Consider the following 23,707-nt stretch of genomic DNA (forward strand, 5'->3'; position numbering starts at 1 on the left):
CCACCACCCGCCCCCGCACCAACGCCGGCACCTCCTCCACCACCGCCAGCGCCGGCGCCCGCCCCCGCACAGCCCGACATCGCCACCCAGCAGGCCAAGGCGCGCGCCGAGGCCGAGGCGCGCGAGCGGGAACGTGAGCGCGAGCAGCAGCGCCGCCTGGCCGAACAGCGTGAACGCGAAGCCGCCCAGAAGAAGGCCGCAGCCGAGAAAGCCGCGGCCGAGAAGAAGGCCCAGGCCGAACGCGAGCGCCAGCAGAGGCTGGCCGAGCAGAAGCGGGAAGCCGAGCGCAAGGCCGCCGAAGAACGCCGACAGGCCCAGGTGCAGGAGCAGTTGCGCAAGGAGCAACTGGCCCGCGTGATGGGCCAGGCCGGCGCCAGCGGCGGCCCGCAAAGCACGGGCACGGCCCAGCAATCCAGCGGGCCGTCGGCCAGCTACGCCGGCAAGGTGGTGGCGCGCATCAAGCCCAACGTGGTATTCACCGAACTCGCACCGGGCAACCCGCGCGCCGAGGTCGAGGTGCGCGTCGCGCCCGACGGCACCATCACCGGGCGCAAGCTCGTCAAGAGCAGCGGCAACCCTGCCTGGGACGAAGCCGTGCTGCGCGCCATCGACCGCACCGCCACGCTGCCACGCGACGTGGACGGGCGCGTGCCGTCGTCGATGCTGATCGGCCTGCGGCCGCTGGATTGATCAGTTCCGCGGCGTGCTGTTGCCCCGGATCCAATCGCCCAGTGCGGCCTCATCCACAGTGCCTGCGGCCACGCTCAACATGGTCAGCGTCGCGTCGGCCTGGGTGGCGGCGAGCCGATAGCCATTGAGATAGAGAAACAGGCCCATGGCCAGAAAGGGAGCGCGCTTGTTGCCATCGACGAACGCATGGTTCTTGGCCAAGCCCACTGCGTAGCTCGCGGCCAGGTCTGCGACGTCGGGTGCCCCGTAAGCCGCGAGGTTCTTTGCTCGACCCAGTGCCGATTCAAGCAAGCCGTCGTCTCGAATCCCGGCACGGCCACCATGCTCGGCGAGGCTTTCGTCATGCAGCAGAACAAGCGCGCCTTTGTCGACCCAGCGCCAGCTCATTTGGCCAACTGGTGGAAGGTGTCTCGGTAGTCGCGCATGAACGCCCGGCCCGCTTCGATCTGCTCTTCAAGTGCAGGGTCGTACGGCGTCAACACGAGACCTTCCGGCGTTTCGGTCAGAAAAACGGTCTGGCCCTTTTCAAGTCGCAGCCTGGCCAACGCCTCCTTGGGCAGGATCACGCCCACGGAGTTGCCGATCTGGGTGAGTTTGAGGGTGTGCATGGCGGCGCTCGATCGTTATAACGGACGTAATACCAAACCGCCGCCAACCTGGCGGTCAATCGAACACGATCTCCGCGCGCTGCTCGTGCGCCTGCGCCATCCAGCTTGCCAGCGCGGCGTCGCTCGGGAAGAACAGGGCGCGGTCGTCGAGTTGCAGTTCGCATTGCGCGCCAGAGCGCTGCAGCGCCAGGCGCACCGGCAGACCACGCACCAGTTCGCCCTGCTCGGTCTGCTCGCGCTTCGGCGGGAATTCGCGCACCAGCTGTGCGATGGCGGGTGCGTGGCCGTTGACCGCCACGCGCAGGTACTTGCCAAAACGGCAGCGCGCGGTGCCCAGGTCCCAGATCTGCTGCAGCTTCAGGCGCAGGCCGCCCGAGAAGCGGTCGGGCTGCGCCACCGCCTGCACCACGATGAGTTCGTCGTCCTTGAGCAGGTGGCGGTGCGCGTTGATCATGTTTTCGTCGGCGCTGGTCTCCATCACCGCAGTCTTGTCGTCGATCTTGAACAGGGCGAGCTTGCCGCGCTGGCCGTTGATGACGCGAAAGTCGGTGACGATGCCGGCCAGGATCACCGGGTCGCGGCTGTCCACCACGTCCACCAGCCGCGTGCGTGCAAAGCGCCGCACCTCGCGCTCCACCTCGTCGAACAGGTGGCCCGAGAAGTAGAAGCCGATGGCGCTCTTCTCGTGCGTGAGCTTTTCCTTCACGCCCCACGGGAGCGTGGCCACCAGGTCGGGCTCCTGCGTGCTGGAGCCGTGGTCATCACCGCCCAGCATGTCGAACAGGCCGCCCTGGTGCGCGTTGGCCTGCGTGGTGGCGGCGTACTCGAAGGCGATGTCCAGCGAGGCCAGCAGCTCGGCGCGGTTGAGGTGCAGGCTGTCGAAGGCGCCGGCCTTGATGAGCGCTTCCACGGTGCGCTTGTTGATGCGGGTGCGGTCCACGCGCAGGCAGAAATCGAACAGGCTGCGAAACGGCCCGCTCTCCTGCCCGTTCGGGCCCTCGCCGCGGCCCTCGCGCGCAGCCACCACGGCCTCGATGGCCTGCTGCCCCGTGCCCTTGACGGCGCCCAGGCCATAGCGGATGAGCTTGTCCGTCACCGGTTCGAAGCGGTAGCCGCCTCGATTGACGTCGGGTGGCTCGAACGCCATGCCCATCTTGTGCGCGTCTTCGAACAACACCTTGAGCTTGTCGGTGTCGTCCATCTCCACGGTCATGTTGGCGCAGTAGAACTCCGCCGTGTAGTGCACCTTGAGCCAGGCCGTGTGGTAGGCCAGCAGCGAGTACGCGGCCGCGTGCGACTTGTTGAAGCCGTAGCCCGCGAACTTCTCCATCAAATCGAAGATTTCGTCGGCCTTGTCCTGCGGGATGTTGTGCGTCTTGAGCGCACCGGCGCGGAATTTCTCGCGGTGCTCGGCCATCTCCTCAGCCTTCTTCTTGCCCATCGCGCGGCGCAGCAGGTCGGCGCCACCGAGCGAGTAGCCGCCCAGGATCTGCGCGGTCTGCATCACCTGCTCCTGGTAGACCATGATCCCGTAGGTCTCGCTGAGCATGTCGGCCACCGCGGGGTGCGGGTAGACCACCTCCTCACGCCCGTGCTTGCGCGCCACGAAGCTGGGGATCAGGTCCATCGGGCCCGGGCGGTACAGCGCGTTGAGCGCGATCAGGTCTTCCAGCCGGGTGGGCCGGGCGTCGCGCAGCATGCCCTGCATGCCGCGGCTTTCAAACTGGAACACGGCCTCCGTCTGGCCGCGCGAGAACAGCGCGTACACCTTGGGGTCGTCCAGCGGCACGTCCTCGAAGCGGAAGTGCTCGCGTCCCTTGTGGCGCTTCATGATGAACTCGCGCGCGATCTCCAGGATGGTGAGCGTGGCCAGGCCCAGGAAGTCGAACTTCACCAGGCCGATGGCCTCGACGTCGTCCTTGTCGTACTGACTCACCGCCGATTCGCTGCCCGGCTGCGCGTAGAGCGGGCAGAAATCGGTGAGCTTGCCGGGCGCGATCAACACGCCACCCGCGTGCATGCCGACGTTGCGCGTCATGCCCTCGAGCTTCTGGGCCAGCTCGATCAGGTTCTTGACGTCCTCTTCTTTCTGCACGCGCTCGGCCAGCACCGGCTCCATCTCGAGCGCGTAGTTGTTCTTGTCGCCCTCCTTCTTCGGCACCGGCGGGTATTGCAGCGTCACGCTCATGCCCGGCTTGTTGGGCACCAGCTTGGAGATGCCGTCGCAAAAGCCGTAGGAGAGATCGAGCACGCGGCCCACGTCGCGAATGGCCGCGCGCGCGGCCATGGTGCCGAAGGTGGCGATCTGACTCACCGCGTCCTTGCCGTACTTCTGCTTCACGTACTCGATGACGCGGTCGCGGTTGCCCTGGCAGAAGTCGATGTCGAAGTCGGGCATGGACACCCGCTCCGGGTTCAGGAAGCGCTCGAACAGCAGGTTGTATTCCAGCGGATCGAGGTCGGTGATCTTGAGTGCATAGGCCACCAGCGAACCGGCGCCCGAGCCGCGGCCCGGGCCCACCGGGCAGCCGTTGTTCTTGGCCCAGTTGATGAAATCACCCACGATCAGGAAGTAGCCCGGGAACCCCATCTTGAGGATGGTGCCGATCTCGAACTCCAGCCGCTCCACGTAGCGCGGGCGCTGTTTGTCGCGCTCGGCCGGGTCGGGGTAGAGGTGCTGCAGACGTTCCTCGAGCCCCTCGAAGGACGACTGGCGGAAGAAGTCCGCCATGGGCATGGGCACGCCGTTCACCAGCGGCGTCGGGAAATCGGGCAACTGCGGCTTGCCCAGCACCAGCGTGAGGTTGCAGCGGCGCGCGATCTCCAGCGTGTTGGCCACGGCCGAGGGAACGTCGGCGAACAGCGCGGCCATGTCGGCCGCCGGCTTGAACCACTGCTCGCGCGTGAAGCGGCGCACGCGCCGCGTGTTGCCCAGGATCTCGCCCTCTGAAATGCACACGCGCGCCTCGTGCGCCTCGTAATCGTCGGGCCCGAGGAACTGCACCGGGTGCGTGGCCACCACCGGCAGGTGCAGCCGCGCGGCCAGCTGCACCGCGCCCACCACATGGCGCTCGTCGTCGGCACGGCCGGCGCGCTGCAGCTCGATGTAGAAGCGGTGGGTGAACAGCGAGGCCAATGCCAGCGCCACGTCGCTCGCACGCTGGGTGTCGCCGGCCATCAGCGCCTGGCCCACCGGGCCGGCCTGCGCGCCCGACAACAGGATCAGCCCGGCGTTGAGTTCTTCAAGCCATTCGCGCTTGACGACCGCCTGGTCGCGCACCACGTTGCGCGTCCAGGCGCGCGCCAGCAGCTCGCACAGGTTCAGGTAGCCCTGCTTGTCCTGCACCAGCAAGAGCACGCGTGGCAGCGGCTGCTGGTGGGCACCGGGCATGGCATTGGGCGTCTCGTCGCTGAAGCCTTGCAGCAGCACCTCGGCACCGATGACGGGCTTGACGCCCTTGTCGCGCGCGGCCTTGTAGAACTTGACGGCACCGAACAGGTTGTTCAGATCGGTGATGGCCAGCGCCGGCTGGCCATCGGCCGCGGCTTGCGCCACGGTGTCGTCGATGCGGTTGGTGCCGTCGACGACGGAAAACTCGGTGTGCAGGCGCAGGTGAATGAACATGCGCCCGATTCTAGAGAGGCGGCCCGCCCCCGATCAGTCTTTCAGGATGTGCAACACCTCGGATCGGAACTCCCGGCTGTAGAGAATGGCCACCACGACCATGGTGGCCAGCACCATCACCAGCGGCGACACGAACCAGCCCAGCAGGGCAAACGAAAAGTAGTACGCACGCAGGCCGTCGTTGAAGGTCTCGGCCGCCGAGCCGACCAGCGCGGCAGCGCGGTCGGCGAAGGTGCGGCGGTCGTACTTGCCGCTGGCGAAGTCCGCTGGCGACGGCAGGGAGCCGATGGCCAGTGCGACGAAGGTGTACTGGCGCATGCACCAGGAAAAGCGGAAGAACGAGTAGACGAAGATCGCCACCAGCACCAGGATCTTGAACTCGAAGACGAGCAAGGTGGTGGCCTGCGCGAACGGGATCTCGCTCATCAGCTCGGACGCCTTGTCGGTGGTGCCCAGCAGCGCGAACAGCGCACCGATCACCAGGATCGAGGTCGACGAAAAGAAGGCCGGCGTGTTCGACAGCGTCTGGGTGATCAGGCCGTCGAGCATGCGCGGGTCGCGCTCGATGGCCTGCTCCATCCAGTAGCGCCGGTAGCGGTTGGTGGTGACCAGCAGCGAAGGCCGCTTTCGCGCCCAGGCCTTGGAAAACCAGGCGTAGCCGACCCAGAGCGAAAAAAAGCAGACCAGCGCAAGCCAGTCTGCCCAGGGGAGGATGCTGATGATCTTCATGCGGCGCATGCTAGCGCCGGATGAAGATGTCCTGTGCTCAGCCTTTGAACTTCTGCGTCACCTGCGCCACGCGCTCGCCGAACAGGCGTGCCGTCTCCAGGTCGCCCGGCAGCATTTCGTTGGCGCCGGCGTCCGACGGGCTTTGCGCCATGGCGCCGCTGAAGGAGCCGACGTAGTTGACGTCGTTGCGCTGGGCGGCCTTGCTGTTGCTGGGCATCATGCCCGTGCCGACCCAGATGCCGCTGTGCTGCATGGCCAGCGTGAACAGGTAGTGCAGCGTGGACAGCTTGTCGCCGTTCATGGTGGCGCTGTTGGTGAAGCCGGCGAAGACCTTGTCCTTCCACTTCTGCGCAAACCAGGCCTTGCTGGACGCGTCAGCGAACTTCTTGAACTGCCAGCTCACGGTGCCCATGTAGGTGGGCGATCCCATGATGATGGCGTCGGCCGCGTCCAGCGTTTCCCAGCCGCCAGCGGGCAGGTTGCCATCGGCGTCGATCGCGATCAGTTCGGCCCCGGCGCCCTGTGCCACCGACTGCGCCATGCGCTGGGTGTGACCGTAGCCCGAGTGGTAAACAACAACGACTTTGCTCATGTTCGATTTCTCCGATGTGAAAAGAATCAATTGCCGCGCTTGGCATCAACGCTGAAGGCTCCGGCGCCGAAGGCCGCGATTGCCAGCAGGCCACCCACCACGCCGATGTTTTTCCAGAACAGCAGCGACTGCATGAACTGCTGATCGGCCGGCACGGACCAGTAAGCGTGGAAGAACACGCTGGCCACCAGGGTGAACACAGCCAGCACCAGTGCGGCCGGGCGCGTGAACAGGCCGATGATCAGCAGGATGGGGGCGACCACCTCGATCACGATGGCAAGCGCCGCACCCACTTCGGGCAGGGGCAGCCCCACCGAGCCGATGTAGCCAGCGGTGCCGGCAAAGCCGCCGATCTTGGAAATGCCCGCGGGCAGGAACAGCGCGGCCATCAGCAGGCGCGCCAGCAAGGCGAAGGGGTTTTGCAGGGCGTTCATGGGAAGTACTCCAGGGTTGATGGAAAAAAGGAAATCAGTGGGCGAGGTCGAACACCAGCACCTCGGCGTCCTTGCCGCCGCTCAGGCTCAGGCTGGCTTCGCCATCCATGACGGCAGCATCGCCGCCGGACAGCCGCTCGCCATTGACCAGAAGTTCACCGCGCACCAGGTGCACATAGGTCTTGCGCTTCGGATCCAGTTCGATGTGGGCAGACTCCTCGCCGTCGAACAGACCGGCGTACATCGCGGCGTCGGCGTGGATCGTCACCGAGCCCTGGCTGCCGTCGGGCGAGGCCACCAGGCGCAGGCGGCCGCGTTTCTCGGCCTCGGCAAAGCCCTTTTGCTCGTAGCTCGGCGGGATGCCGCGCTGGTTCGGCTCGATCCAGATCTGCAGGAAGTGCGTGGTGCTGTTGGGCGCGTGGTTGAACTCGCTGTGCATCACACCGGTGCCCGCGCTCATGCGCTGCACGTCGCCGGGCGGGATGCCCTTGACGTTGCCCATGCTGTCCTTGTGCGCCAGGTTGCCCTGCAGCACGTAGCTGATGATCTCCATGTCGCGGTGACCATGGGTGCCGAAGCCGGTGCCCGGGGCGATGCGGTCTTCGTTGATCACGCGCAGGTTGCCCCAGCCCATCCAGGCCGGATCGAAGTAGTTGGCGAAGGAGAACGAGTGGTAGCTCTTGAGCCAGCCGTGGTCGGCATAACCACGGGCGTCAGAGCGGCGGATCTGCATCATGGCTGGGGTCCTCGGTGTTCCCGCTGGGCGGGGGGGGTGGGGCCGGCGCGGTGCCGGCATGGGTGGAATTCTGGACAAATACCCTCATCACCGGGCCGAAGGTTTTTGATGGCATCATTCAAATCGTTTGAACATTCGACACCCTGATGGCCGCCCAGTCCCCCAGCACGCGCAGCGTCCTCTCGGCCGACAACCTGGCCCTGATCGAGGCCATCGCCCGCCTGGGGAGCATGGCCGCGGCAGCGCGCGAGCTGGGCATGGTGCCCAGCGCCCTCACCTACCGCGTGCGCCAGATCGAGGACGCGCTGGACGTGCTCCTGTTCGACCGCAGCGCGCGGCGCGCGGCACTCACCCCCGCCGGCAGCGAACTGCTGCGCGCGGGCGAGCACCTGCTCAGCGAATTCGACGCCGTGGCCCAGCGCGTCAAGCGCGTGGCCACCGGCTGGGAGCCGCAGCTCACCATCGCAGCCGATGCGCTGATCTCGCGCACCACGCTGTTCGAGTTGTGCGAGGACTTCTACGCCACCGGCGCCCCCACGCGGCTGCGTCTGCGCTCGGAGAATCTCTCGGGCACGCTCGAGGCCCTGCAAGGCGGCATCGCCGATCTGGCGCTGGGCATCACCGGCGAGGTGTCGGGCCCCGGGCTGCAGACCGCTCCCCTGGGCAGCGTTCCCTTCGTGTACGCGGTGGCGCCCCACCACCCGCTGGCGGCGTTGGCGGGCAGCCTGTGCGAGGAGGACATCCGCCAGCACCGCGCCGTGGCCGTGGCCGACACCACGCAGCGCGGGCGTGGCGTGAGCTACAACCTGCTGCCGGGGCAGGAAGTGCTCACCGTGCCGACGATGCAGCACAAGCTCGAAGCCCAGTTGCGCGGACTGGGCGCCGGCTTCCTGCCGCTGCCGATGGCCCAGCCTTTCATCTCGGCCGGCCGCCTGGTCGTCAAGAGCGTGCAGCAAACCGATCGCCAGATCCGCCTGCTCTACGGCTGGCACGCGGTGCGCGTCGGCCGCGACAGCGGGCGTGCGCTGCACTGGTGGCTGGAGCGCCTCAAGCACGCGGCCACGCGCGAGGCCTTGCTCAACCACCACCCACAGCATTGATACACCCCCGCCGCGCTGCGCGCGACCCACTCAAGGGGACGGTGCCTGAGGCCCGGTAAAGCCGGTTCCTCGGCACCTCTCGGTGGGAGCCACTGCTAAAGTCGCCCCACCCCTGCAAGCCCACCGCCATGAACAATTCACGCCTGACCACTCCCTCACTTCACATCGCCGTCGTGGGTGCCGGCATGGCCGGCGTCACCGCGGCGCGCACGCTGGTGCAGGCGGGACACCGCGTCACGCTGTTCGAGAAAAGCCGCGGCTTTGGCGGGCGCATGGCCACGCGGCGCACCGAGTTCGGCGGTTTCGATCACGGCGTGCAGTACTTCACCGTGCGCGACCCGCGCTTCGAGAAAGTGCTGCGCGCCACCGCCACCAGCGCGGTGCGCGCCTGGAGCGCGAGCACCGTGCGCGTGCTCGATGAATTCGGCCATGTGCTGGCCAGTGCCCCACCGCCCACCGAGCCGCACTTCGTGGCTGCGCCCGGCATGAACGCGCTGGTGTCGCTGTGGGCGCAACCGCTGCTCAAACCCGAACTGCATGGGCTGAGTGGCGCGCAGGTTCTGTTGCAGACGCACGTGAACCGCATCGAGCGCGACGCGCTGAACGAAGCGCAGTGGCAATTGCGCTGTGACGACGAGGACGGCGGCCTGCGCGTGCTCGGCGGTTTTGACCGCGTGGTGCTGGCCATTCCGCACCCGCAGGCGCACGACCTGCTGCTCGCCTCCGGCCTGGCGCCCGCGTTGCGCCAGGCGCTGGCCCCGGTGCACGTGGCGCCGTGCTGGACGCTGATGGTCGCCTTCCCGCAGGCCATGCAACCCGGCCTGGCGCACCTCGGCCCGCAATGGAGCGCGGCGCGCAGCACGCACCACCGCATCAGCTGGCTGGCGCGCGAGTCGAGCAAGCCTGCGCGCGAGCCGATCGAGCGCTGGACGGTGCAGGCCAGCCCGGCCTGGTCCGCCAAGCACCTGGAAGACGACGCCGAGCGCGTGAAGGCCAAGCTGCTCAAGGGCTTTGCCGAGATCACCGGCATCCGCGCCACGCCGCCGCACGCGGTGGTGCACCGCTGGCGCTTTGCGCAGACGCAGACGCCCCTGGGCCGCAGCCACCTGCTCGACGAAAAGCTCGGCATCGGCCTGTGCGGCGACTGGTGTCTGGGCCACCGCGTCGAAGACGCTTTCATCTCCGGGCTGGAGCTCGCGCTCGCCCTGGCGTGACACCGCGCCACCGATCGGGCTGAGTCCGTCGAAGCCCTCGTCCGCACACTGGCATGCGCACACCGTACCGCGGCCGTTTTGCCCCCTCACCCACCGGCCCGCTGCACGCGGGCTCGCTGGTGGCCGCGCTCGCAAGCTGGCTCGACGCACGGGCCCACCAGGGCGTCTGGCTGGTGCGCATCGAGGACGTGGACGGTCCGCGCTGCGTGCCGGGTGCCGACCGCCTCATCCTCGACCAGCTCACCGCCTGCGGCCTGGTGAGCGACGAGCCCGTGCAGTGGCAGTCCATGCGCGGCGATGCCTACGAAGCCGCGCTGCAGCGGCTGGTCGCCCAAGGAGACGCCTACCCCTGCGCCTGCTCGCGGCAGGACATCGAACTCGCCCTGCTGGCCGCGGGCACGCCGCGCGAGCGCCATCAGGCCGCCATCTACCCCGGCACCTGCCGCCCCGAACGCGGCGGCCTGCGCGGGCGCCCGGCGCGCGCCTGGCGCTTTCGTGCGCCATTGCGCGCGCGGGTCGACTGGGCCGATCGACGCCTGGGTCCTCAGACACAGGACGTGGCCCGTGCCGTGGGCGACTTCATCATCAAGCGCGCCGATGGCCTGTGGGCTTACCAGCTCGCGGTGGTGGTGGATGACGCGGCCCAGGGCATCACCCACGTGGTGCGCGGCGAAGACCTGGCCGACAACACCGCGCGACAGATCCTGCTGCAACGCGCACTCGGGCTGACCACCCCGGCGTACCTGCACACCCCGCTGGTGCTCGGGCCCAACGGCGAAAAACTCAGCAAGCAGAACGGCGCGCAGGCGCTGGCGCTGGGCGATCCGGTCGTGGCCTTGAACGCCGCGGCGCGCGTGCTCGACCTGCCGGCCAGCAGCGGCAGCGTTGCCGAAGCGCTGGCGCACTGGACAGCCCGATGGGGCGCGCGGTGGGCCACCCGCCGGTCTGCCTGAAGCCACCCGGCCCGAGGCGCCTAAAATCGCGGCCCTTCGAGGCCCAGCCATGACCGACCCCCGCCACGCGCAGCCGCGCACCCCGCCCACCGACGTGCCCTTCCTGCGCCAGGTCAAGAGCTACGTGCTGCGCGCCGGCCGCACCACGGCCGGCCAGGCCAAGGCCTTCGAGGTGCACGGCCCGCGCCTGCTCGTGCCCTACACGGCAGACCAAACCTTCGACGCACGCGCCGCCTTTGGCCGCGACGCACCGTTGATCCTGGAGATCGGCTTCGGCATGGGCACCGCCACCGCGCACATCGCGCAGGTTCGCCCGCAAGACGACTTCCTGTGCTGTGAGGTGCACGAACCCGGCGTGGGCTCGCTGCTCAAGCTCGCCGGCGACGCCGGCCTGAACAACATCCGCATCGTGCAGCACGACGCCGTGGAGGTGATGGACCACATGCTGGCCGACGCCAGCCTGGACGGCGTGCACATCTTCTTCCCCGACCCCTGGCACAAGACGCGCCACCACAAGCGCCGTTTGATCCAGGGGCCGTTCGTGAACCGCCTCGCGAAGAAGCTCAAGCCCGGCGGCTACCTGCACCTGGCCACCGACTGGCAGCCCTATGCCGAGCAGATGCTGGAGGTGCTGCGCGCAGAGCCGCTGCTGCGCAACACCGCCGACGCTGACAAATCGGGGTACGCCCCCAAGCCCGACTACCGCCCGCTCACCAAGTTCGAAAACCGCGGCTTGAAGCTTGGCCACGGCGTGTGGGACCTGGTGTTCCGCCGCGCCTGACAGCCCAGCCGAACACCCCCGCGTGGCGCACCGCCCCAAGAACCCGCTGATCCCCACGCGCGACGGCGTCTCGCCGAGTTGCGTGGCCATCCCGTTTACCAAGCCCGCGCCCTGGGCATCGGTGCTGCAGTTCCTGTGCGAGCGCCTGCCCGTCATCACACCCGCTGAATGGGCACAGCGCATGGCGCGCGGCGACGTGCTCGACGACGACGGCCGACCGGTGCTGCCCGATGCCGGCTGCACGCCCGGTGCGCGGCTGTACTACTGGCGCCAGGTGGACGACGAAATCGACATCCCGTTCGAGGAACACATCCTCTTCCAGGACGAACACCTGCTGGTGGCCGACAAGCCGCATTTCATGCCCGTTACCCCCGGCGGGCGCACGGTGCGCCACAGCCTCATGGTGCGGCTGAAGGCACGCACCGGCATCGACACGCTCAACCCCATCCACCGCATCGACCGCGAGACCGCGGGCCTCGTGGTCTTCAACCTGCGCCCGCAAGACCGCAACGCCTACCACGCGCTGTTCCGCGACCAGGCGGTGACCAAGCACTACGAGGCCATCGCTGCGCACCAGCCCGATGTGGCCTTTCCGCTGACGCGGCGCAGTCGCATCGAGGAAGACGTGGAAGCTTTCTTCCGCATGGTCGAGGTGGATGGCGAACCCAACAGCGAGACACGCATTCAACGCATCGAGGTGAGCGGCACCTGGGCGCGTTACGCGCTCGACCCGCTGAGCGGCAAGCGCCATCAGTTGCGGGTGCACTTGAACGCACTCGGCCTGCCCATCGCAGGCGACCGGTTCTACCCGCGCGTACGACGTGGCCCGCACGATGTGGAGGACTTCACGGACCCGCTACGCCTGCTGGCCCGTGCCATCGAATTCACCGACCCGGTGACGGGCCACCGGCGCCGCTTCGAAAGCCGCCGATCCCTGGACTGGCCGAACGACTGACCGGCAGTCGCCCCCAGCCTCCGCACGTTCTGCGTGTGGCCGTCGTCGCTACAGAGTGGCGCCAAGATGCCACAAAGGGTGTTGAACCACCCCAACCGTTCGCACATGCCCCGCCACACCATCGACACGCCCGCTGCCGTCGTGCAGGCCCTCAACGACGACGGCGCGATTCTTCCCCCGCGTACCAGCAGCGACATCTTTTCCAAGCCCGGCGCCAAGGTGCAGTGCATGGTCTGCAATGCGCCGGCCATGAAGCGCAACGAGCCGCAGGTGGTGGTGGTGCTGATGGGCGCCACGCGCCACGAGCAACGCGAGGCCGCCACCGTGCTGCAGCGCCTCATCGGCGACGACGGCAGCTCCGACAGCGCCGGCCTGCGGGTGCTGCAGGTCGGCGGTGTGACGCTCATGCTCGCCCCCTGGCACGCGCGCGACATGGTGCGCAGCGTGGCCGATTCGGTGGCCGCTGGCTGGCAGCCCGAGCGCGTCACGGTGGACGCCGCGCAGATCGAGGGCGAAGGCGTGGTCGTGGTGCCGGGCCCCGGCTCGCACGGTGACCTTGCGGTCGAAATCCGCCAGGCGCTCGCCGCCTTCGTGGGCGACGGGGGTTCCTTGTGGGACAGCGCACGGCGCCTGTTTGCCGGCAAGACCGAACCCAAGCTGTGGCTGCTGCCACTGGGCTGCAGCCTGGCCGAACGCCAGGAGGGCCGCGCCGTCTGCTGGGAAATCTGCTTCGAGGATGTGAGCAAGCTCGAGTACGCGGTCGAACTGATCGAGGCGCGCCTGGAGCTCGGCAAGGACCACCTGCTGCAGCGCTGGAACGCCCCGCCCGAGGACGCGATCGAGACGCGGCTGCCCACCATCATGCTGACGACGCCAACGCCCACGCGCGAAGCGCGCGCGCAACTGGCGCGGCTGCTTCAGAACACGCTGTTCATGATCGGCCGCCTGGGCTTCGTGCCCTCGCGCCCACCGGCGCAGGCACTCGCGCACACGACCTTGTCCGCGGCGAACAGGGCGTGACCGGGCCACAGCCCCGCGCGTGACGCCCGCCTACCTCTGAACGGGCCCGAGCTGGCGCGCCAGCAGGCGGCTGACGTGCAGCGCCTGGCGCTGCGCCCCATCGTGAATCTGGTGCCGGCAGCTGGTGCCGTCGGCGACCACGATGGCATCGGGCGCCGCCCGCACCGCCGGCAGCAGCGAGAGCTCGGCCATCTGCATCGACACCGCATGGTGTTCGGCCTCGTAGCCGAAGCTGCCCGCCATGCCGCAGCAACTGCTCTCGATCAGCCGGGGATCGGCGCCCGGCACCCAACGCAGCACCTCCAGCACGGGCGACACCGCGTCGAAGGCCTTCTGATGGCAGTGGCCGTGCACCAGCACCGGCTGCCCCAGCGGCAGCAGGCGGGCCTTGAGCGCCTCCATGCGGCCCGCGCGCGCCTCGCGTGCCAGGAACTCCTCGAACAACAACGCCTGATCGGCGACCACCTGCGCATCGGCGCCCAGGCCCATGGCCAATGTCTCGTCGCGCAGCGTCAGCAGGCACGAAGGCTCCAGGCCCACGATGGCCAGACCGGCACGCGCCAGGGGCAGCAACTCATCGATCAGCTCGCGCGCTTTCCCGCGCGCTGCATCCACCATGCCCGCGGCAAGGTACGTGCGCCCACAGCAGAGGTGGCCACCGCCCGCACGCGCGGCCACGTGCACCGTGTAGCCCGCCGCCTGCAGCACCGCCAGCGCATCGCGTGCGTTTTCATCTTCGAAGTGGCCGTTGAAGGTGTCCACGAACAGCACCACGCCGCGCTCGGCCGCCAGCACCTCCTCGCGCGTGGCGGTGTGGCGCGGCGCATCATTGAAGAAATGGCGTGACCGCCAGGCCGGCAGGCTGCGCGCCGCGCTCAGACCCAACCAGCGTTCACCCAGCGCGGCCAGCCAGGGCATGCGATTGCGCAGGTTGAGCAGCGGCGCCGCGCGCGCGGCCCAGCGCGCGTAGGCCGGCAGGTGGGCGATCAGACGGTCCTTGAGCGAGTGGCCATGGCGCGCTCGATCGTGGTGCAACCATTCGATCTTCATGCGCGCCATGTCCACACCGGTGGGACAGTCGCGCTTGCAGCCCTTGCAGCCCACGCACAGGTCCATCGCCTCGCGCACCGCGTCGCTGGTGAAGGCCTCGGCACCGGAGAGCCCATCGAGTTGCCCGCTGAGGGCCAGCCGCAGCGTGTTGGCGCGCCCGCGCGTGAGGTGCTGCTCGTCGCGCGTGACGCGGTAGCTCGGGCACATGGTGCCGGCGTCGAACTTGCGGCAGTGCCCGTTGTTGTTGCACATCTCCACCGCCTTGGCCAGGCCTTGCGCCGGGTCCCGCCCGGTGCCGGGGGCGGTGGTGGTTTCGGTGACTGGGTCGTTCTGCACGTTCCAGGCGCTCCAGTCGAGCACCGGCTGCAGCGGGATCACCTTGTAGGAGGGCGGGAAGCGCATGAGGCGCGTGTCGTCCATGCGCGGCGGGTCCACGATGCGCCCGGGCGAGAGCAGGCCTGCCGGGTCCATGCGCTGCTTGATGCGGCGCAGCGCCTCGGTGATGCGCGCGCCGAACTGCCATTCGATCCATTCGCCACGGCACAGGCCGTCGCCGTGCTCGCCGCTGAAGGCGCCCTTGTACCGGCGCACGAGCTCGCTCGCCTCTTCGGCGATCGCGCGCATCTTGCGCGCGCCGTCCTGCCGCATGTCGAGGATGGGCCGCACATGCAGCGTGCCCACCGACGCGTGCGCGTACCAGGTGCCGCGGCTGCCGTGGCGGCGAAACACCTGCGTGAGCGCGTCGGTGTACTCGGCCAGGTGTTCGAGCGGCACGGCGCAATCCTCGATGAAGCTCACCGGCTTGCCGTCGCCACGCAGGCTCATCATGATGTTGAGGCCCGCCTTGCGCACCTCCCACAGGTTCTTCTGCGGCGCGTCGTCCACCATCTCGACCACGCTGCCGGGCAGGTTCAGGTCGCCCATGAGCTCGACCAGTTGCCGCAGCGCGGGCGCGATCTCGGCCTTGCTCTGGCCGCTGAACTCCACCAGCAGCACCGCCTCCGGCTTGCCGCCGTTGATGTGCGGCGACAGCGCGGTGCGGATGGTGGGCTCGAAGGCCGGGTTCCTGAGCGACAGCTCGATCATGGTGCGGTCGACCAGCTCGACCGCGGTGAGCTGGCCCGCAGACAGGCCCTGGCCCAGCCGCACGATGTGCTGCGCGCTGTCCATCGCCTGATAGAAGGTGGGGAAGTTCACCACGCCCAGCACCTTGGCGCGCGGCAGTTCGCTCAGCCGCAGCGTGAGTGAGCGCGTGAGCGCCAGGGTGCCCTCGCTGCCCACCAGCAGGTGCGCCAGGTTGACCGAGCCGTCGGCGGTGTAGGGCCGCTCGCTCTGGTTGCGGAAGATGTCGAGGTTGTAGCCGGCAACGCGGCGCAGCACCTTGGGCCAGCGCGCGTCGATCTCGTCGGCGTTCTCCAGCGCGAGTGCGCGCACGAACTCGCCGAGCGCGCGCACCTCGCCGCTGGAGTGCTCGAAGGCGCCGAAGTCGAGCAGGCTGCCATCGGCCAGCCACGCCTGCGCGCCCAGCACGTTGTGCACCATGTTGCCGTAGGCCAGCGAGCGGCTGCCGCACGAGTTGTTGCCCGCCATGCCGCCCAGCGTGGCCTGCGCACTGGTGGACACGTCCACCGGGTACCACAGGCCGTGGGTCTTGAGCTGTGCGTTGAGATGATCGAGCACCAGGCCGGGCTCGACCACGGCGGTGCGCGCCTCGGCGTCCAGCTGCAGAACGCGGCGCAAATGCTTGCTGTGATCGATCACCAGGCCCGCGCCCACGGTCTGGCCGCACTGGCTGGTGCCGCCGCCGCGCGGCACGATGGGCACCCCCTGATCGCGGCAGATGTCGAGCGCAGCGCGCACGTCCTCGGGCGTGCGCGGCACGAACACGCCCACCGGCATCTGCTGGTAGATCGAGGCGTCGGTGGCGTAGCGGCCGCGGTCTGCCGGCGAGAACAGCACCTCACCCTGGGTGCTTCGGGTGAGCTCGCGTGCCAGCGCGCCCGCCGTCTCGTTGCCGATGCGGGCAACGGGGTCGTAGGCGCTGGCGGCGTCATCGCGGGTGAGGTGGACGGGCAACGGAGCGTTCATGCGGAGGGTCCGGCGGGTGCGGCGTTCGAGCGCAGCTGTTCGAGCACCACGTCACGTTTGTGGTGAAGGTGTTGCGTGAGCACGCGGGCCAGCGCGGCGCCATCGCGCGCCTTGAGCGCAGCCACCATGGCTTCGTGCTCCTGCACCGCGCGCTGCCACTTCTCGCCGTCCTGGTTGGACCGAAAGCGCAACGCCTGAAGACGCGCATTGACCTGCGTGTAGGTGGCTGTGAGCACCGGGTTGCGGGCTGCGGCGTTGATCGCGCGGTGGATGGCCGCGTTGAGCCGGTAGTAGGCCGAGAGGTCGCGCCGCGTGTAGGCGGCCATCATCTCGAAGTGCAGGGCCTCGATCTCGGCCAGTTCGGCATCCGTGATGCGCTCGGCGGCGAGCTGGCCGGACATTGCCTCCAGCCCGGCCATCACCTCGAAGGTGTGGCGCACGTCGTCTTCGTCGAGCGCCACCGCCACCGAGCCGCGGTTGGGCAGCAGCTCAACGAGGCCCTCGGCGGCCAGCATCTTGATGGCTTCGCGCAGCGGCGTGCGCGAGATGTGCAGCACCTCGCAGAGCTCGCGCTCGTTGAGCTTGGCGCCGGGCGGTATTTCACCCTCCACCAGCATCTGCCGCAGGCGCAGCGCCACCTGCTCGTGCAGCACGGTGCGCGGAATGCTCGGAGCTTGGGTCGTCATGGAACGCTATTTTGTATGCAAAAACAGATCAATCAACCGATCCATCCGGGATTTCCCCGTCACAAAGGGGATGGCCTACCCGGGTGATTGCGCTTGACATTTGTATTTTGCATACAAAAATGGGCATCCGCCTCGATACCCCCAACCCGAACCAGACATGCTGACCCTCGACGCCCACCCGACCGGCCGCCATTTCCTGCAGATTCCCGGCCCCTCCCCCGTGCCCGACCGCATCCTGCGCGCGATGAGTCTGCCCACCATCGACCACCGCGGCCCGGAGTTCGGGGTGCTCGGCCGCAAGGTGCTGGCCGACATGCAGAAGATCTTCAAGACCCGCCACCCGGTCATGATCTACCCCGGCTCGGGCACCGGCGCCTGGGAGGCCGCGCTGGTCAACGTCACCAGCCCGGGCGACCACGTTCTGATGTACGAGACGGGCCACTTCGCCTTCCTGTGGCACCAGCTGGCCACGCGCCTGGGCCTCAAGGCCGAGGTGGTGAGCCTGCCTGGCACCGAGCACGGCGTACCCGCCAGCTGGCGCCGCGGCGTGCAGGCCGACCTGATCGAGCAGCGCCTGAAGGCCGACACCGCGCACCACATCAAGGCGGTTTGCGTCGTGCACAACGAGACCTCCACCGGGGTCACCAGCGACATCGCAGCGGTGCGCCGCGCCATCGACGCCGCGAAGCACCCCGCCCTGCTCTTGGTGGACACCATCTCGGGCCTGGCCGGCGCCGACTACCGGCACGACGAGTGGGGCGTGGACGTGACGATCAGCGGCTCGCAGAAGGGCTTGATGCTGCCGCCCGGCATCGGCTTCAACGCGCTCTCGCCCAAGGCGATCGATGTCAGCCGCCAGGCGACCATGCCGCGTGCCTACTGGGGCTGGCACGAGATGATCGAGATGAACAAGACCGGCTACTGGCCCTCCACCCCCAACACCAACCTGCTCTACGGCCTGAGCGAGGCCTGCGACATGCTGCTCGGCCAGGGGCTCGACGTGGTGTTTGCGCGGCACCAGCGCTGGGCCGCCGGTGTGCGCGCTGCGGTGCGGGCCTGGGGCCTGCCGATCCAGTGCGCCGACGACACGGTGCACTCGCCGATCCTCACCGGCGTGATGACGCCCGAGGGCGTGGACGCCGACGCGGTGCGCAAGCTCATCTACGAGCGCTTCGACTGCTCGCTCGGCACCGGCCTGGGCAAGATCAAGGGCCGCATGTTCCGCATCGGCCACCTGGGCGACAGCAACGACCTCACGCTGGTGGCCACCGTTGCCGGCTGCGAGATGGGCCTCAAGCTCGCCGGCGTCAAGCTCGCCGGCTCGGGCGTGCAGGCCATCATGGACCACTTCGCAGCCCACCCGGGCGGCCTGCACATGCCGGCGCCCGCCGCGGCGCGCGCCACACCCCAGCCCGCAATGGCCTGACCCACGGATCACGGTGCCCCGCTGCGTCCGTGGGCGGGGCACGACATCACCGACGGACGACAACCACAGGAGACACGCATGCCTATTCGCCAATGCAACCTCGGCGCCCTCACCCGGCGGGCCGTCACCACCGTGCTCGGCGCCTCGGCGCTGCTGCTGGCCAGCGGCGCCGCGCACGCGCAGATGGAGATCAAGCTCGGCCACGTGGGCGGGCCAGGCTCGCTGTTCGAGCGCTCGGCCAATGAATTCGCACGCCTGGCCAATGAACGCCTGGGCAACAAGGCCAAGGTGGTGGTGTTCGGCTCCAGCCAGCTCGGCGGCGACTCCGAGATGATGCAGAAGCTGCGCCTGGGCACGCTCGAGCTCTCCATCCCCTCCACCATCATGTCGTCCAACGTGCCGGCCTTTGGCATGTTCGAGATGCCCTACCTGGTGAAGAACCGGGACCACATGAAGAAGATCGAGTCCGACATCCTGCGGCCGACCATGTTCCCAATGGCCGAGGAGAAGGGCTTCAAGATCCTGGGCGTGTGGGAGAACGGGTTCCGCCACATCACCAGCAACGTCAAGCCCATCGTCAAGCCCGAAGACCTCAAGGGCATGAAACTGCGCGTGCCGCCCGGCGTGTGGCGCGTGAAGATGTTCCAGGCCTACGGGGCCAACCCGTCGCCGATGGCGCTGTCGGAGGTGTTCGTGGCGCTGCAGACCGGCGTGATGGACGGGCAGGAGAACCCGCTCACGCAGATCTACTCGTCCAAGTTCCAGGAAGTGCAGAAGTTCATGTCGATGACGGGGCACGTGTACACCCCGGCCTTCCTGGCCGCGGGCTCGCGCAAGTTCAACTCGTTGCCGGCCGATGTGCGCCAGATCCTGGAGAAGACCGCGCAGGACGTGCAGCCCTTCGTGTACCGCACCGCGGCTCAGCTCGACGGCGAACTGGTCGACAAGATCAAGGCCGCCGGCACCCAGGTCAACGAGGCCGACAAGAACGCCTTCATCGCCGCCAGCAAGGCGGTGTACGAGGAGTTCGGCAAGGAAGTGCCGGGCGGTGCCGATCTGGTGAACAAGGCCGTGGCGCTCGGCGCGGCGTTCTGACGCCACCGAAGGGGCTGCTGCGGCAGCCCCTTTCTCTTCCCCCGTTGGTTTCCTTTTCTTCCCCCCGCCCTTTTCAAGGGAGCGCACTGTGTTCCACACCCTGCGGACCGTATTCGACCGCGTGTTGACGGCATTCGTCATCTTTCTGCTGGCCTCGCTGGCGGTCATCGTCCTCATGGGCGTTGCCTATCGCAAGCTCGGCATTCCCATGGTCTGGTACGACGAGGTCGCCTCGATCGCGCTGGCCTGGCTCACCTACTACGGCGCCGGGCTGGCCGCGCTCAAGCGCGCGCACATCGGCTTTCCGGGGCTGGTCAACGCCATGCCGCCGTCGCTGCGCGTGCCGCTGGTGCTGCTGGGCGAGGGCATCGTCGTGCTGTTCTTCGCGTTGCTGGGCTGGTACGGCTACCAGGTACTGCTCATCCTGGAGGGAGACGCCATGGTGAGCCTGCCCTGGGTGCCTACACGCCTGACGCAATCGGTCATCCCCATCGGCTCGGCCGTGTTCATCGTGGCCCAGTTGCTCACCCTGCCCGAATTGCTGCGCCAGGCGCGCGGTGATGGTGTGGTGGACGCCGAGAAGCGCGAAATGGAAAAAGAACTCGAAAGGGCCTTGCAGCGATGATGGCGTTCCTGATGTTCCTGGGACTGCTGTCCCTGATCCTGATCAACGTGCCCATCGCCATCGCGCTTGGCGTGGTGGCCATGGCCGCCATGGTCTTCCACAGCGGCATGGACTCACTACTGAGCGCGGCCATCACCATGTTCACGGGCGCCACCAGCTTTCCGCTGCTGGCCATTCCCTTGTTCGTGCTGGCCGGCGCCATCATGAATTCGTCGAGCCTGTCACGGCGCCTCATCGCGTTCGCTTCTGCGCTGTTCGGCTTCATCAAGGGCGGGCTGGCGATGGTCAACATCGGCACCTCGCTGTTCTTCGCCGAGATCTCGGGCTCGGCCGTGGCCGACGTCGCGGCCATGGGCTCGATCCTCATGCCAGCGATGAAGAAGAAGGGGTACCCGAAGGAGTTCGCCGCGGCCGTGACCTCGTCGTCCGCCACGCTGGCGATCATCATCCCGCCGTCGATCCCCATGATCCTCTACGCGGTGATGGCCGAAACCTCGGTGGTGCAACTGTTCGTCGCCGGCATCATCCCCGGCATCCTGGGTGGTGTGGGCATGATGGCCCTGGCCTACTGGTACGCCGTCCGCTACAACTACCCGGTGGAAGAGGTGTTCAGCTGGCAGCGCGTCAAGTCCACCTTCAAAGACGCGGCCTGGGCCTTCATGCTGCCGATGATCATCCTGGGCGGCATCTTCGGTGGTGTGGTGACCGCCACCGAAGGCGCCGCACTCGCGGTGCTGGCGGCCCTGTTCATCGGCGGTGTGATTTACAGGGAACTCAACTGGAAGCACCTGTACGAGTCGATGGTGGACGGCGGTGTGCAGACCGCCACCGTGATGTTGCTGGTGGCTGCGTCCGCCCTGCTCGGCCACCTGCTGACCGAGCAGCAAATGCCCCAGATGCTGGCCACGTGGATTGCCTCGCTCACCGACAACAAGTGGGCGGTGCTGGCCATCCTGAACATCTTCTTCCTGGTGGCGGGCCTGTTCCTGCATTCGGCCGCGGCCATCATTCTGGTGGTGCCGATCGTGATGCCGCTGGTCAAGGCGGTGGGCATCGACCCGGTGCACTTCGGCCTCATCGTCACGCTCAACCTGGGTATCGGCCAGCAGACACCGCCCGTGGCGAGCGTGCTGGCCACGGCCTGCTCCATCGCCAAGGCCGACATGTGGAAGGTCACGCGCGTGAACCTGCCCTTCATCGGCGTGCTCATGGCGCTGCTGCTGCTCGTGACCTACGTGCCCGCGGTACCGCTGTTCCTCGTGGAGTACTTCTACCGTTGAGCACGAACACCGACAGCGGCACCGTGAGGTTGCAGATCGAGGCTGGCGTGGCCTCGATCACTTTCGACCGCCCCCAGGCGCGCAACGCGATGACCTGGGACATGTACCAGCAGCTCGCTGCAATCTGCACACGGTTGGCGGATGATCGCTCGGTGCGTGCGGTGGTGTTTCGCGGTGCGGGTGGGCAGGCTTTTGTGGCGGGCACCGACATCGAGCAGTTCACCGCGTTCACATCGGGCGAAGACGGCGTGGCCTACGAGCGGCAGATCGAGGCTCGCGTATCGCAGCTGTGCGCGCTGCCCATGCCCACGGTGGCGCTGGTGGAGGGCTGGTGCGTGGGCGGCGGTTTGGCCATTGCCACGGCGTGCGATTTCCGTGTGGCCACGCCCAGCGCCCGGTTTGGCGTTCCCATTGCCAAGACGCTGGGCAATTGCCTGTCGATCCAGAACGTGGCGCGCTTGCGCGCGGCCTTCGGGCACCAGCGCACGCGGCGCATGTTGATGATGGCCGAGCTGATTGGCGCCGACGAAGCGCTGGCCTGCGGCTACCTGCACGCGGTGGCCGAGACGGACGCCATCAACGCAACCGCCCAGGCCCTGGTGCAGCAGCTGGTGGCGCTGGCGCCGGTGACACAGCGTGTGAGCAAGGCCGCGCTGGATCGACTGGCCACGCACGACCTGGCCAACGCCGACGACCTGATCCGCGCGGCCTACGGCAGCGCCGACTTCCACGAGGGCGTGGCCGCCTTCGTGGCCAAACGACCGCCGGTGTGGAGAGGCGAATGAACCGCAAGACCAACCGCAACACCACCGGTCCGCTGTCGGGCGTGCGCGTCCTCGAAATCACGCAGATCATGTCGGGCCCCACCTGCGGCCTGCTGCTGGCCGATCTGGGCGCCGACGTGATCAAGATCGAGAAGACCCAGGGCGGCGATGACGCGCGCGGCTACCGCGACCCGCAGGTGGGCGGCGTCTCGGGCCCGTTCATGATGATGAACCGCAACAAGCGCGGCCTCGCGCTGGATCTCAAGAGCGAACAGGGCCGCGCCCTGCTGCTGCGCATGGTGAAGCAGGCCGACGTGCTGGTGGAAAACTTCCGCGGCGGCACCATGGACAAGCTGGGCCTGGGGTACGAGGTGCTCAAGGCACACAACCCGGGCCTCATTTACTGCGCCATCACCGGCTACGGGCGCAGCGGACCGTACGCCGACAAGGGCGGCTTCGACCTCATCGCGCAGGGCTTTGCGGGGCTGATGTCGGTCACCGGCGAGCCGGGACGCCCGCCGGTGAAAAGTGGCAGCGCGGTGTCGGACATGAACGCCGGCATCCTGGCGGCGCTGGGCATCCTGGCCGCCTACATCCACAAGCTCAAGACCGGTGAGGGTCAGGTGGTCGACACCTCACTGAGCGACGCCGCGCTGCAGCAGACCTACTGGCACGCGGCGGTGTGGTTCGCCACGCAGCAATCGCCACAGCCCACCGGCTCAGCCCACCTGCTCACGGCGCCCTACCAGGCGTTCGAGGCAAGCGATGGGTGGATCAACATCGGCGGCGCCAACCAGACCAACTGGGAGCGCATCTGCGACGTGCTGGGCCACCCCGACTGGAAGACCGACGCGCGCTTTGCCACCAACCGCGACCGCATGGTCCACCTGGACGAACTCGTGGATCTGATGAACGCGGTGGTGCGCACACGCACCCGGGCCGAATGGCAGGCCGCGTTCGACGCCGCGGGCGTGCCGGCTGGCCCGGTGCACACGATCGGCGAGGCACTGAGCCATCCGCAGACGCTCGCGCGCGGCATGGTGGTCGACCTGGTACACCCGCAGGCCGGCCCGACCCGCGCCATCGGCTGTCCCATCCATTTCTCGGCTTCGCCCGAACGCACCAGCACGCCCGCGCCGCTGCTGGGGCAGCACACGCGCGAGGTGCTGCAGGCGTTCGGCCTGGACGCGGCCGAGATCGATGCACTGCTGGCCGCCGGCGTGGTCAGTGAACCGGCACCCCCTCAGGCCTGAGCC

General features: G+C 68.2%; 22 protein-coding genes. 13 read left to right on the forward strand and 9 right to left on the reverse strand.

Annotated features, from left to right (window positions below):
- Positions 1-690: cell envelope integrity protein TolA (gene tolA, locus M3149_RS16180; RefSeq protein WP_251710577.1), on the forward strand; the 690-nt coding region annotated here is incomplete at its 5' end.
- Here the strand turns inward: tolA and M3149_RS16185 are convergent.
- The 7 genes from M3149_RS16185 to M3149_RS16215 are packed head-to-tail and all read right to left on the reverse strand — an operon-like array spanning position 691 to position 7,414.
- Positions 691-1,077 (reverse strand): type II toxin-antitoxin system death-on-curing family toxin, encoded by a 387-nt coding sequence (locus M3149_RS16185; protein ID WP_251710578.1) that lies wholly within the window; start codon positions 1,075-1,077, stop codon positions 691-693.
- Entirely contained in the window at positions 1,074-1,298 is a 225-nt protein-coding gene (locus M3149_RS16190; RefSeq protein ID WP_251710579.1) for an AbrB/MazE/SpoVT family DNA-binding domain-containing protein, read from the reverse strand. The genes M3149_RS16185 and M3149_RS16190 overlap by 4 nt, the downstream gene beginning before the upstream one ends.
- 55 nt (positions 1,299-1,353) lie before the next feature.
- Positions 1,354-4,923: a DNA polymerase III subunit alpha gene (gene dnaE, locus M3149_RS16195; RefSeq protein ID WP_251710580.1), complete on the reverse strand. Its 3,570-nt coding sequence runs from the start codon at positions 4,921-4,923 to the stop codon at positions 1,354-1,356.
- Positions 4,924-4,956: 33 nt separating this feature from the next.
- The gene (locus tag M3149_RS16200; RefSeq protein WP_251710581.1) at positions 4,957-5,652 is read right to left on the reverse strand and encodes a DUF599 domain-containing protein; all 696 of its coding nucleotides are present in this window, start codon (positions 5,650-5,652) and stop codon (positions 4,957-4,959) included.
- 37 nt (positions 5,653-5,689) lie between these two features.
- Complete coding sequence (locus tag M3149_RS16205) at positions 5,690-6,244, reverse strand: flavodoxin family protein (RefSeq protein ID WP_251710582.1); 555 nt, start codon at positions 6,242-6,244, stop codon at positions 5,690-5,692.
- 26 nt (positions 6,245-6,270) lie between these two features.
- A complete protein-coding gene (locus tag M3149_RS16210) occupies positions 6,271-6,678 on the reverse strand; it encodes a DoxX family protein (protein ID WP_251710583.1) in 408 nt (135 codons plus the stop codon).
- 34 nt (positions 6,679-6,712) lie between these two features.
- Positions 6,713-7,414 (reverse strand): pirin family protein, encoded by a 702-nt coding sequence (locus M3149_RS16215; RefSeq protein WP_251710584.1) that lies wholly within the window; start codon positions 7,412-7,414, stop codon positions 6,713-6,715.
- A gap of 146 nt (positions 7,415-7,560) precedes the next feature.
- Between M3149_RS16215 and M3149_RS16220 the strand changes: the two genes are divergently transcribed.
- The 6 genes from M3149_RS16220 (at position 7,561) to M3149_RS16245 (ending at position 13,437) form a co-directional block, all read left to right on the forward strand.
- Complete coding sequence (locus M3149_RS16220; RefSeq protein ID WP_251710585.1) at positions 7,561-8,514, forward strand: LysR family transcriptional regulator; 954 nt, start codon at positions 7,561-7,563, stop codon at positions 8,512-8,514.
- A 128-nt stretch (positions 8,515-8,642) separates the two neighbouring features.
- Positions 8,643-9,728, forward strand: coding sequence for an NAD(P)/FAD-dependent oxidoreductase (locus M3149_RS16225; RefSeq protein WP_251710586.1), 1,086 nt, complete (start codon positions 8,643-8,645; stop codon positions 9,726-9,728).
- Positions 9,729-9,781: 53 nt separating this feature from the next.
- On the forward strand, positions 9,782-10,681 hold the full coding sequence (gene gluQRS / locus M3149_RS16230) for a tRNA glutamyl-Q(34) synthetase GluQRS (RefSeq protein WP_251710587.1): 900 nt from the start codon (positions 9,782-9,784) through the stop codon (positions 10,679-10,681).
- Between the two features lie 49 nt (positions 10,682-10,730).
- The gene (gene trmB, locus M3149_RS16235; RefSeq protein WP_251710588.1) at positions 10,731-11,462 is read left to right on the forward strand and encodes a tRNA (guanosine(46)-N7)-methyltransferase TrmB; all 732 of its coding nucleotides are present in this window, start codon (positions 10,731-10,733) and stop codon (positions 11,460-11,462) included.
- 22 nt (positions 11,463-11,484) lie between these two features.
- Positions 11,485-12,417: a pseudouridine synthase gene (locus tag M3149_RS16240; RefSeq protein WP_251710589.1), complete on the forward strand. Its 933-nt coding sequence runs from the start codon at positions 11,485-11,487 to the stop codon at positions 12,415-12,417.
- 105 nt (positions 12,418-12,522) lie between these two features.
- Complete coding sequence (locus M3149_RS16245) at positions 12,523-13,437, forward strand: hypothetical protein (RefSeq protein WP_251710590.1); 915 nt, start codon at positions 12,523-12,525, stop codon at positions 13,435-13,437.
- 30 nt (positions 13,438-13,467) lie between these two features.
- On the opposite strand, the gene M3149_RS16250 is transcribed toward M3149_RS16245, so the two are convergent.
- Together M3149_RS16250 and M3149_RS16255 are read right to left on the reverse strand one after the other, a co-directional pair.
- Positions 13,468-16,575, reverse strand: a complete 3,108-nt coding sequence (locus M3149_RS16250; protein ID WP_251710591.1) for an FAD-binding and (Fe-S)-binding domain-containing protein — start codon at positions 16,573-16,575, stop codon at positions 13,468-13,470.
- Positions 16,572-17,261 carry a GntR family transcriptional regulator gene (locus M3149_RS16255; RefSeq protein ID WP_251710592.1) on the reverse strand — a complete coding sequence of 230 codons (690 nt, stop codon included), beginning with the start codon at positions 17,259-17,261 and terminating at the stop codon, positions 16,572-16,574. The genes M3149_RS16250 and M3149_RS16255 overlap by 4 nt, the downstream gene beginning before the upstream one ends.
- A 157-nt stretch (positions 17,262-17,418) precedes the next feature.
- Between M3149_RS16255 and M3149_RS16260 the strand changes: the two genes are divergently transcribed.
- The 6 genes from M3149_RS16260 to M3149_RS16285 all read left to right on the forward strand — a co-directional run bounded on the left by M3149_RS16260 (position 17,419) and on the right by M3149_RS16285 (position 23,704).
- Positions 17,419-18,687, forward strand: coding sequence for a pyridoxal-phosphate-dependent aminotransferase family protein (locus tag M3149_RS16260; protein ID WP_251710593.1), 1,269 nt, complete (start codon positions 17,419-17,421; stop codon positions 18,685-18,687).
- 78 nt (positions 18,688-18,765) lie between these two features.
- On the forward strand, positions 18,766-19,782 hold the full coding sequence (locus M3149_RS16265) for a TRAP transporter substrate-binding protein (protein ID WP_251710594.1): 1,017 nt from the start codon (positions 18,766-18,768) through the stop codon (positions 19,780-19,782).
- 88 nt (positions 19,783-19,870) lie between these two features.
- The gene (locus M3149_RS16270; RefSeq protein ID WP_251710595.1) at positions 19,871-20,407 is read left to right on the forward strand and encodes a TRAP transporter small permease; all 537 of its coding nucleotides are present in this window, start codon (positions 19,871-19,873) and stop codon (positions 20,405-20,407) included.
- 11 nt (positions 20,408-20,418) lie between these two features.
- Positions 20,419-21,687, forward strand: coding sequence for a TRAP transporter large permease (locus M3149_RS16275; RefSeq protein ID WP_251710596.1), 1,269 nt, complete (start codon positions 20,419-20,421; stop codon positions 21,685-21,687).
- Positions 21,684-22,472 (forward strand): enoyl-CoA hydratase/isomerase family protein, encoded by a 789-nt coding sequence (locus M3149_RS16280; RefSeq protein ID WP_251710597.1) that lies wholly within the window; start codon positions 21,684-21,686, stop codon positions 22,470-22,472. The genes M3149_RS16275 and M3149_RS16280 overlap by 4 nt, the downstream gene beginning before the upstream one ends.
- On the forward strand, positions 22,469-23,704 hold the full coding sequence (locus tag M3149_RS16285; protein WP_251710598.1) for a CaiB/BaiF CoA transferase family protein: 1,236 nt from the start codon (positions 22,469-22,471) through the stop codon (positions 23,702-23,704). Before M3149_RS16280 ends, M3149_RS16285 begins: the two co-directional genes overlap by 4 nt.
- Positions 23,705-23,707 lie beyond the last annotated feature (3 nt).

Source organism: Hydrogenophaga intermedia (assembly GCF_023715105.1).
GTDB classification, from domain to species: domain Bacteria; phylum Pseudomonadota; class Gammaproteobacteria; order Burkholderiales; family Burkholderiaceae_C; genus Hydrogenophaga; species Hydrogenophaga intermedia_A.

What these genes read in the sequence shown, in the direction of transcription:
- dnaE (WP_251710580.1), bottom strand. Translation starts at nt 4,923, where the DNA reads ATGTTCATTCACCTGCGCCTGCACACCGAGTTTTCCGTCGTCGACGGC.
- M3149_RS16205 (WP_251710582.1), bottom strand. Translation starts at nt 6,244, where the DNA reads ATGAGCAAAGTCGTTGTTGTTTACCACTCGGGCTACGGTCACACCCAG.
- M3149_RS16190 (WP_251710579.1), bottom strand. Translation starts at nt 1,298, where the DNA reads ATGCACACCCTCAAACTCACCCAGATCGGCAACTCCGTGGGCGTGATC.
- trmB (WP_251710588.1), top strand. Translation starts at nt 10,731, where the DNA reads ATGACCGACCCCCGCCACGCGCAGCCGCGCACCCCGCCCACCGACGTG.
- M3149_RS16260 (WP_251710593.1), top strand. Translation starts at nt 17,419, where the DNA reads ATGCTGACCCTCGACGCCCACCCGACCGGCCGCCATTTCCTGCAGATT.
- M3149_RS16275 (WP_251710596.1), top strand. Translation starts at nt 20,419, where the DNA reads ATGTTCCTGGGACTGCTGTCCCTGATCCTGATCAACGTGCCCATCGCC.
- M3149_RS16220 (WP_251710585.1), top strand. Translation starts at nt 7,561, where the DNA reads ATGGCCGCCCAGTCCCCCAGCACGCGCAGCGTCCTCTCGGCCGACAAC.
- M3149_RS16255 (WP_251710592.1), bottom strand. Translation starts at nt 17,261, where the DNA reads ATGACGACCCAAGCTCCGAGCATTCCGCGCACCGTGCTGCACGAGCAG.
- gluQRS (WP_251710587.1), top strand. Translation starts at nt 9,782, where the DNA reads ATGCGCACACCGTACCGCGGCCGTTTTGCCCCCTCACCCACCGGCCCG.
- M3149_RS16210 (WP_251710583.1), bottom strand. Translation starts at nt 6,678, where the DNA reads ATGAACGCCCTGCAAAACCCCTTCGCCTTGCTGGCGCGCCTGCTGATG.
- M3149_RS16250 (WP_251710591.1), bottom strand. Translation starts at nt 16,575, where the DNA reads ATGAACGCTCCGTTGCCCGTCCACCTCACCCGCGATGACGCCGCCAGC.
- M3149_RS16225 (WP_251710586.1), top strand. Translation starts at nt 8,643, where the DNA reads ATGAACAATTCACGCCTGACCACTCCCTCACTTCACATCGCCGTCGTG.
- M3149_RS16215 (WP_251710584.1), bottom strand. Translation starts at nt 7,414, where the DNA reads ATGATGCAGATCCGCCGCTCTGACGCCCGTGGTTATGCCGACCACGGC.
- M3149_RS16245 (WP_251710590.1), top strand. Translation starts at nt 12,523, where the DNA reads ATGCCCCGCCACACCATCGACACGCCCGCTGCCGTCGTGCAGGCCCTC.
- M3149_RS16265 (WP_251710594.1), top strand. Translation starts at nt 18,766, where the DNA reads ATGCCTATTCGCCAATGCAACCTCGGCGCCCTCACCCGGCGGGCCGTC.
- M3149_RS16185 (WP_251710578.1), bottom strand. Translation starts at nt 1,077, where the DNA reads ATGAGCTGGCGCTGGGTCGACAAAGGCGCGCTTGTTCTGCTGCATGAC.
- M3149_RS16200 (WP_251710581.1), bottom strand. Translation starts at nt 5,652, where the DNA reads ATGAAGATCATCAGCATCCTCCCCTGGGCAGACTGGCTTGCGCTGGTC.
- M3149_RS16285 (WP_251710598.1), top strand. Translation starts at nt 22,469, where the DNA reads ATGAACCGCAAGACCAACCGCAACACCACCGGTCCGCTGTCGGGCGTG.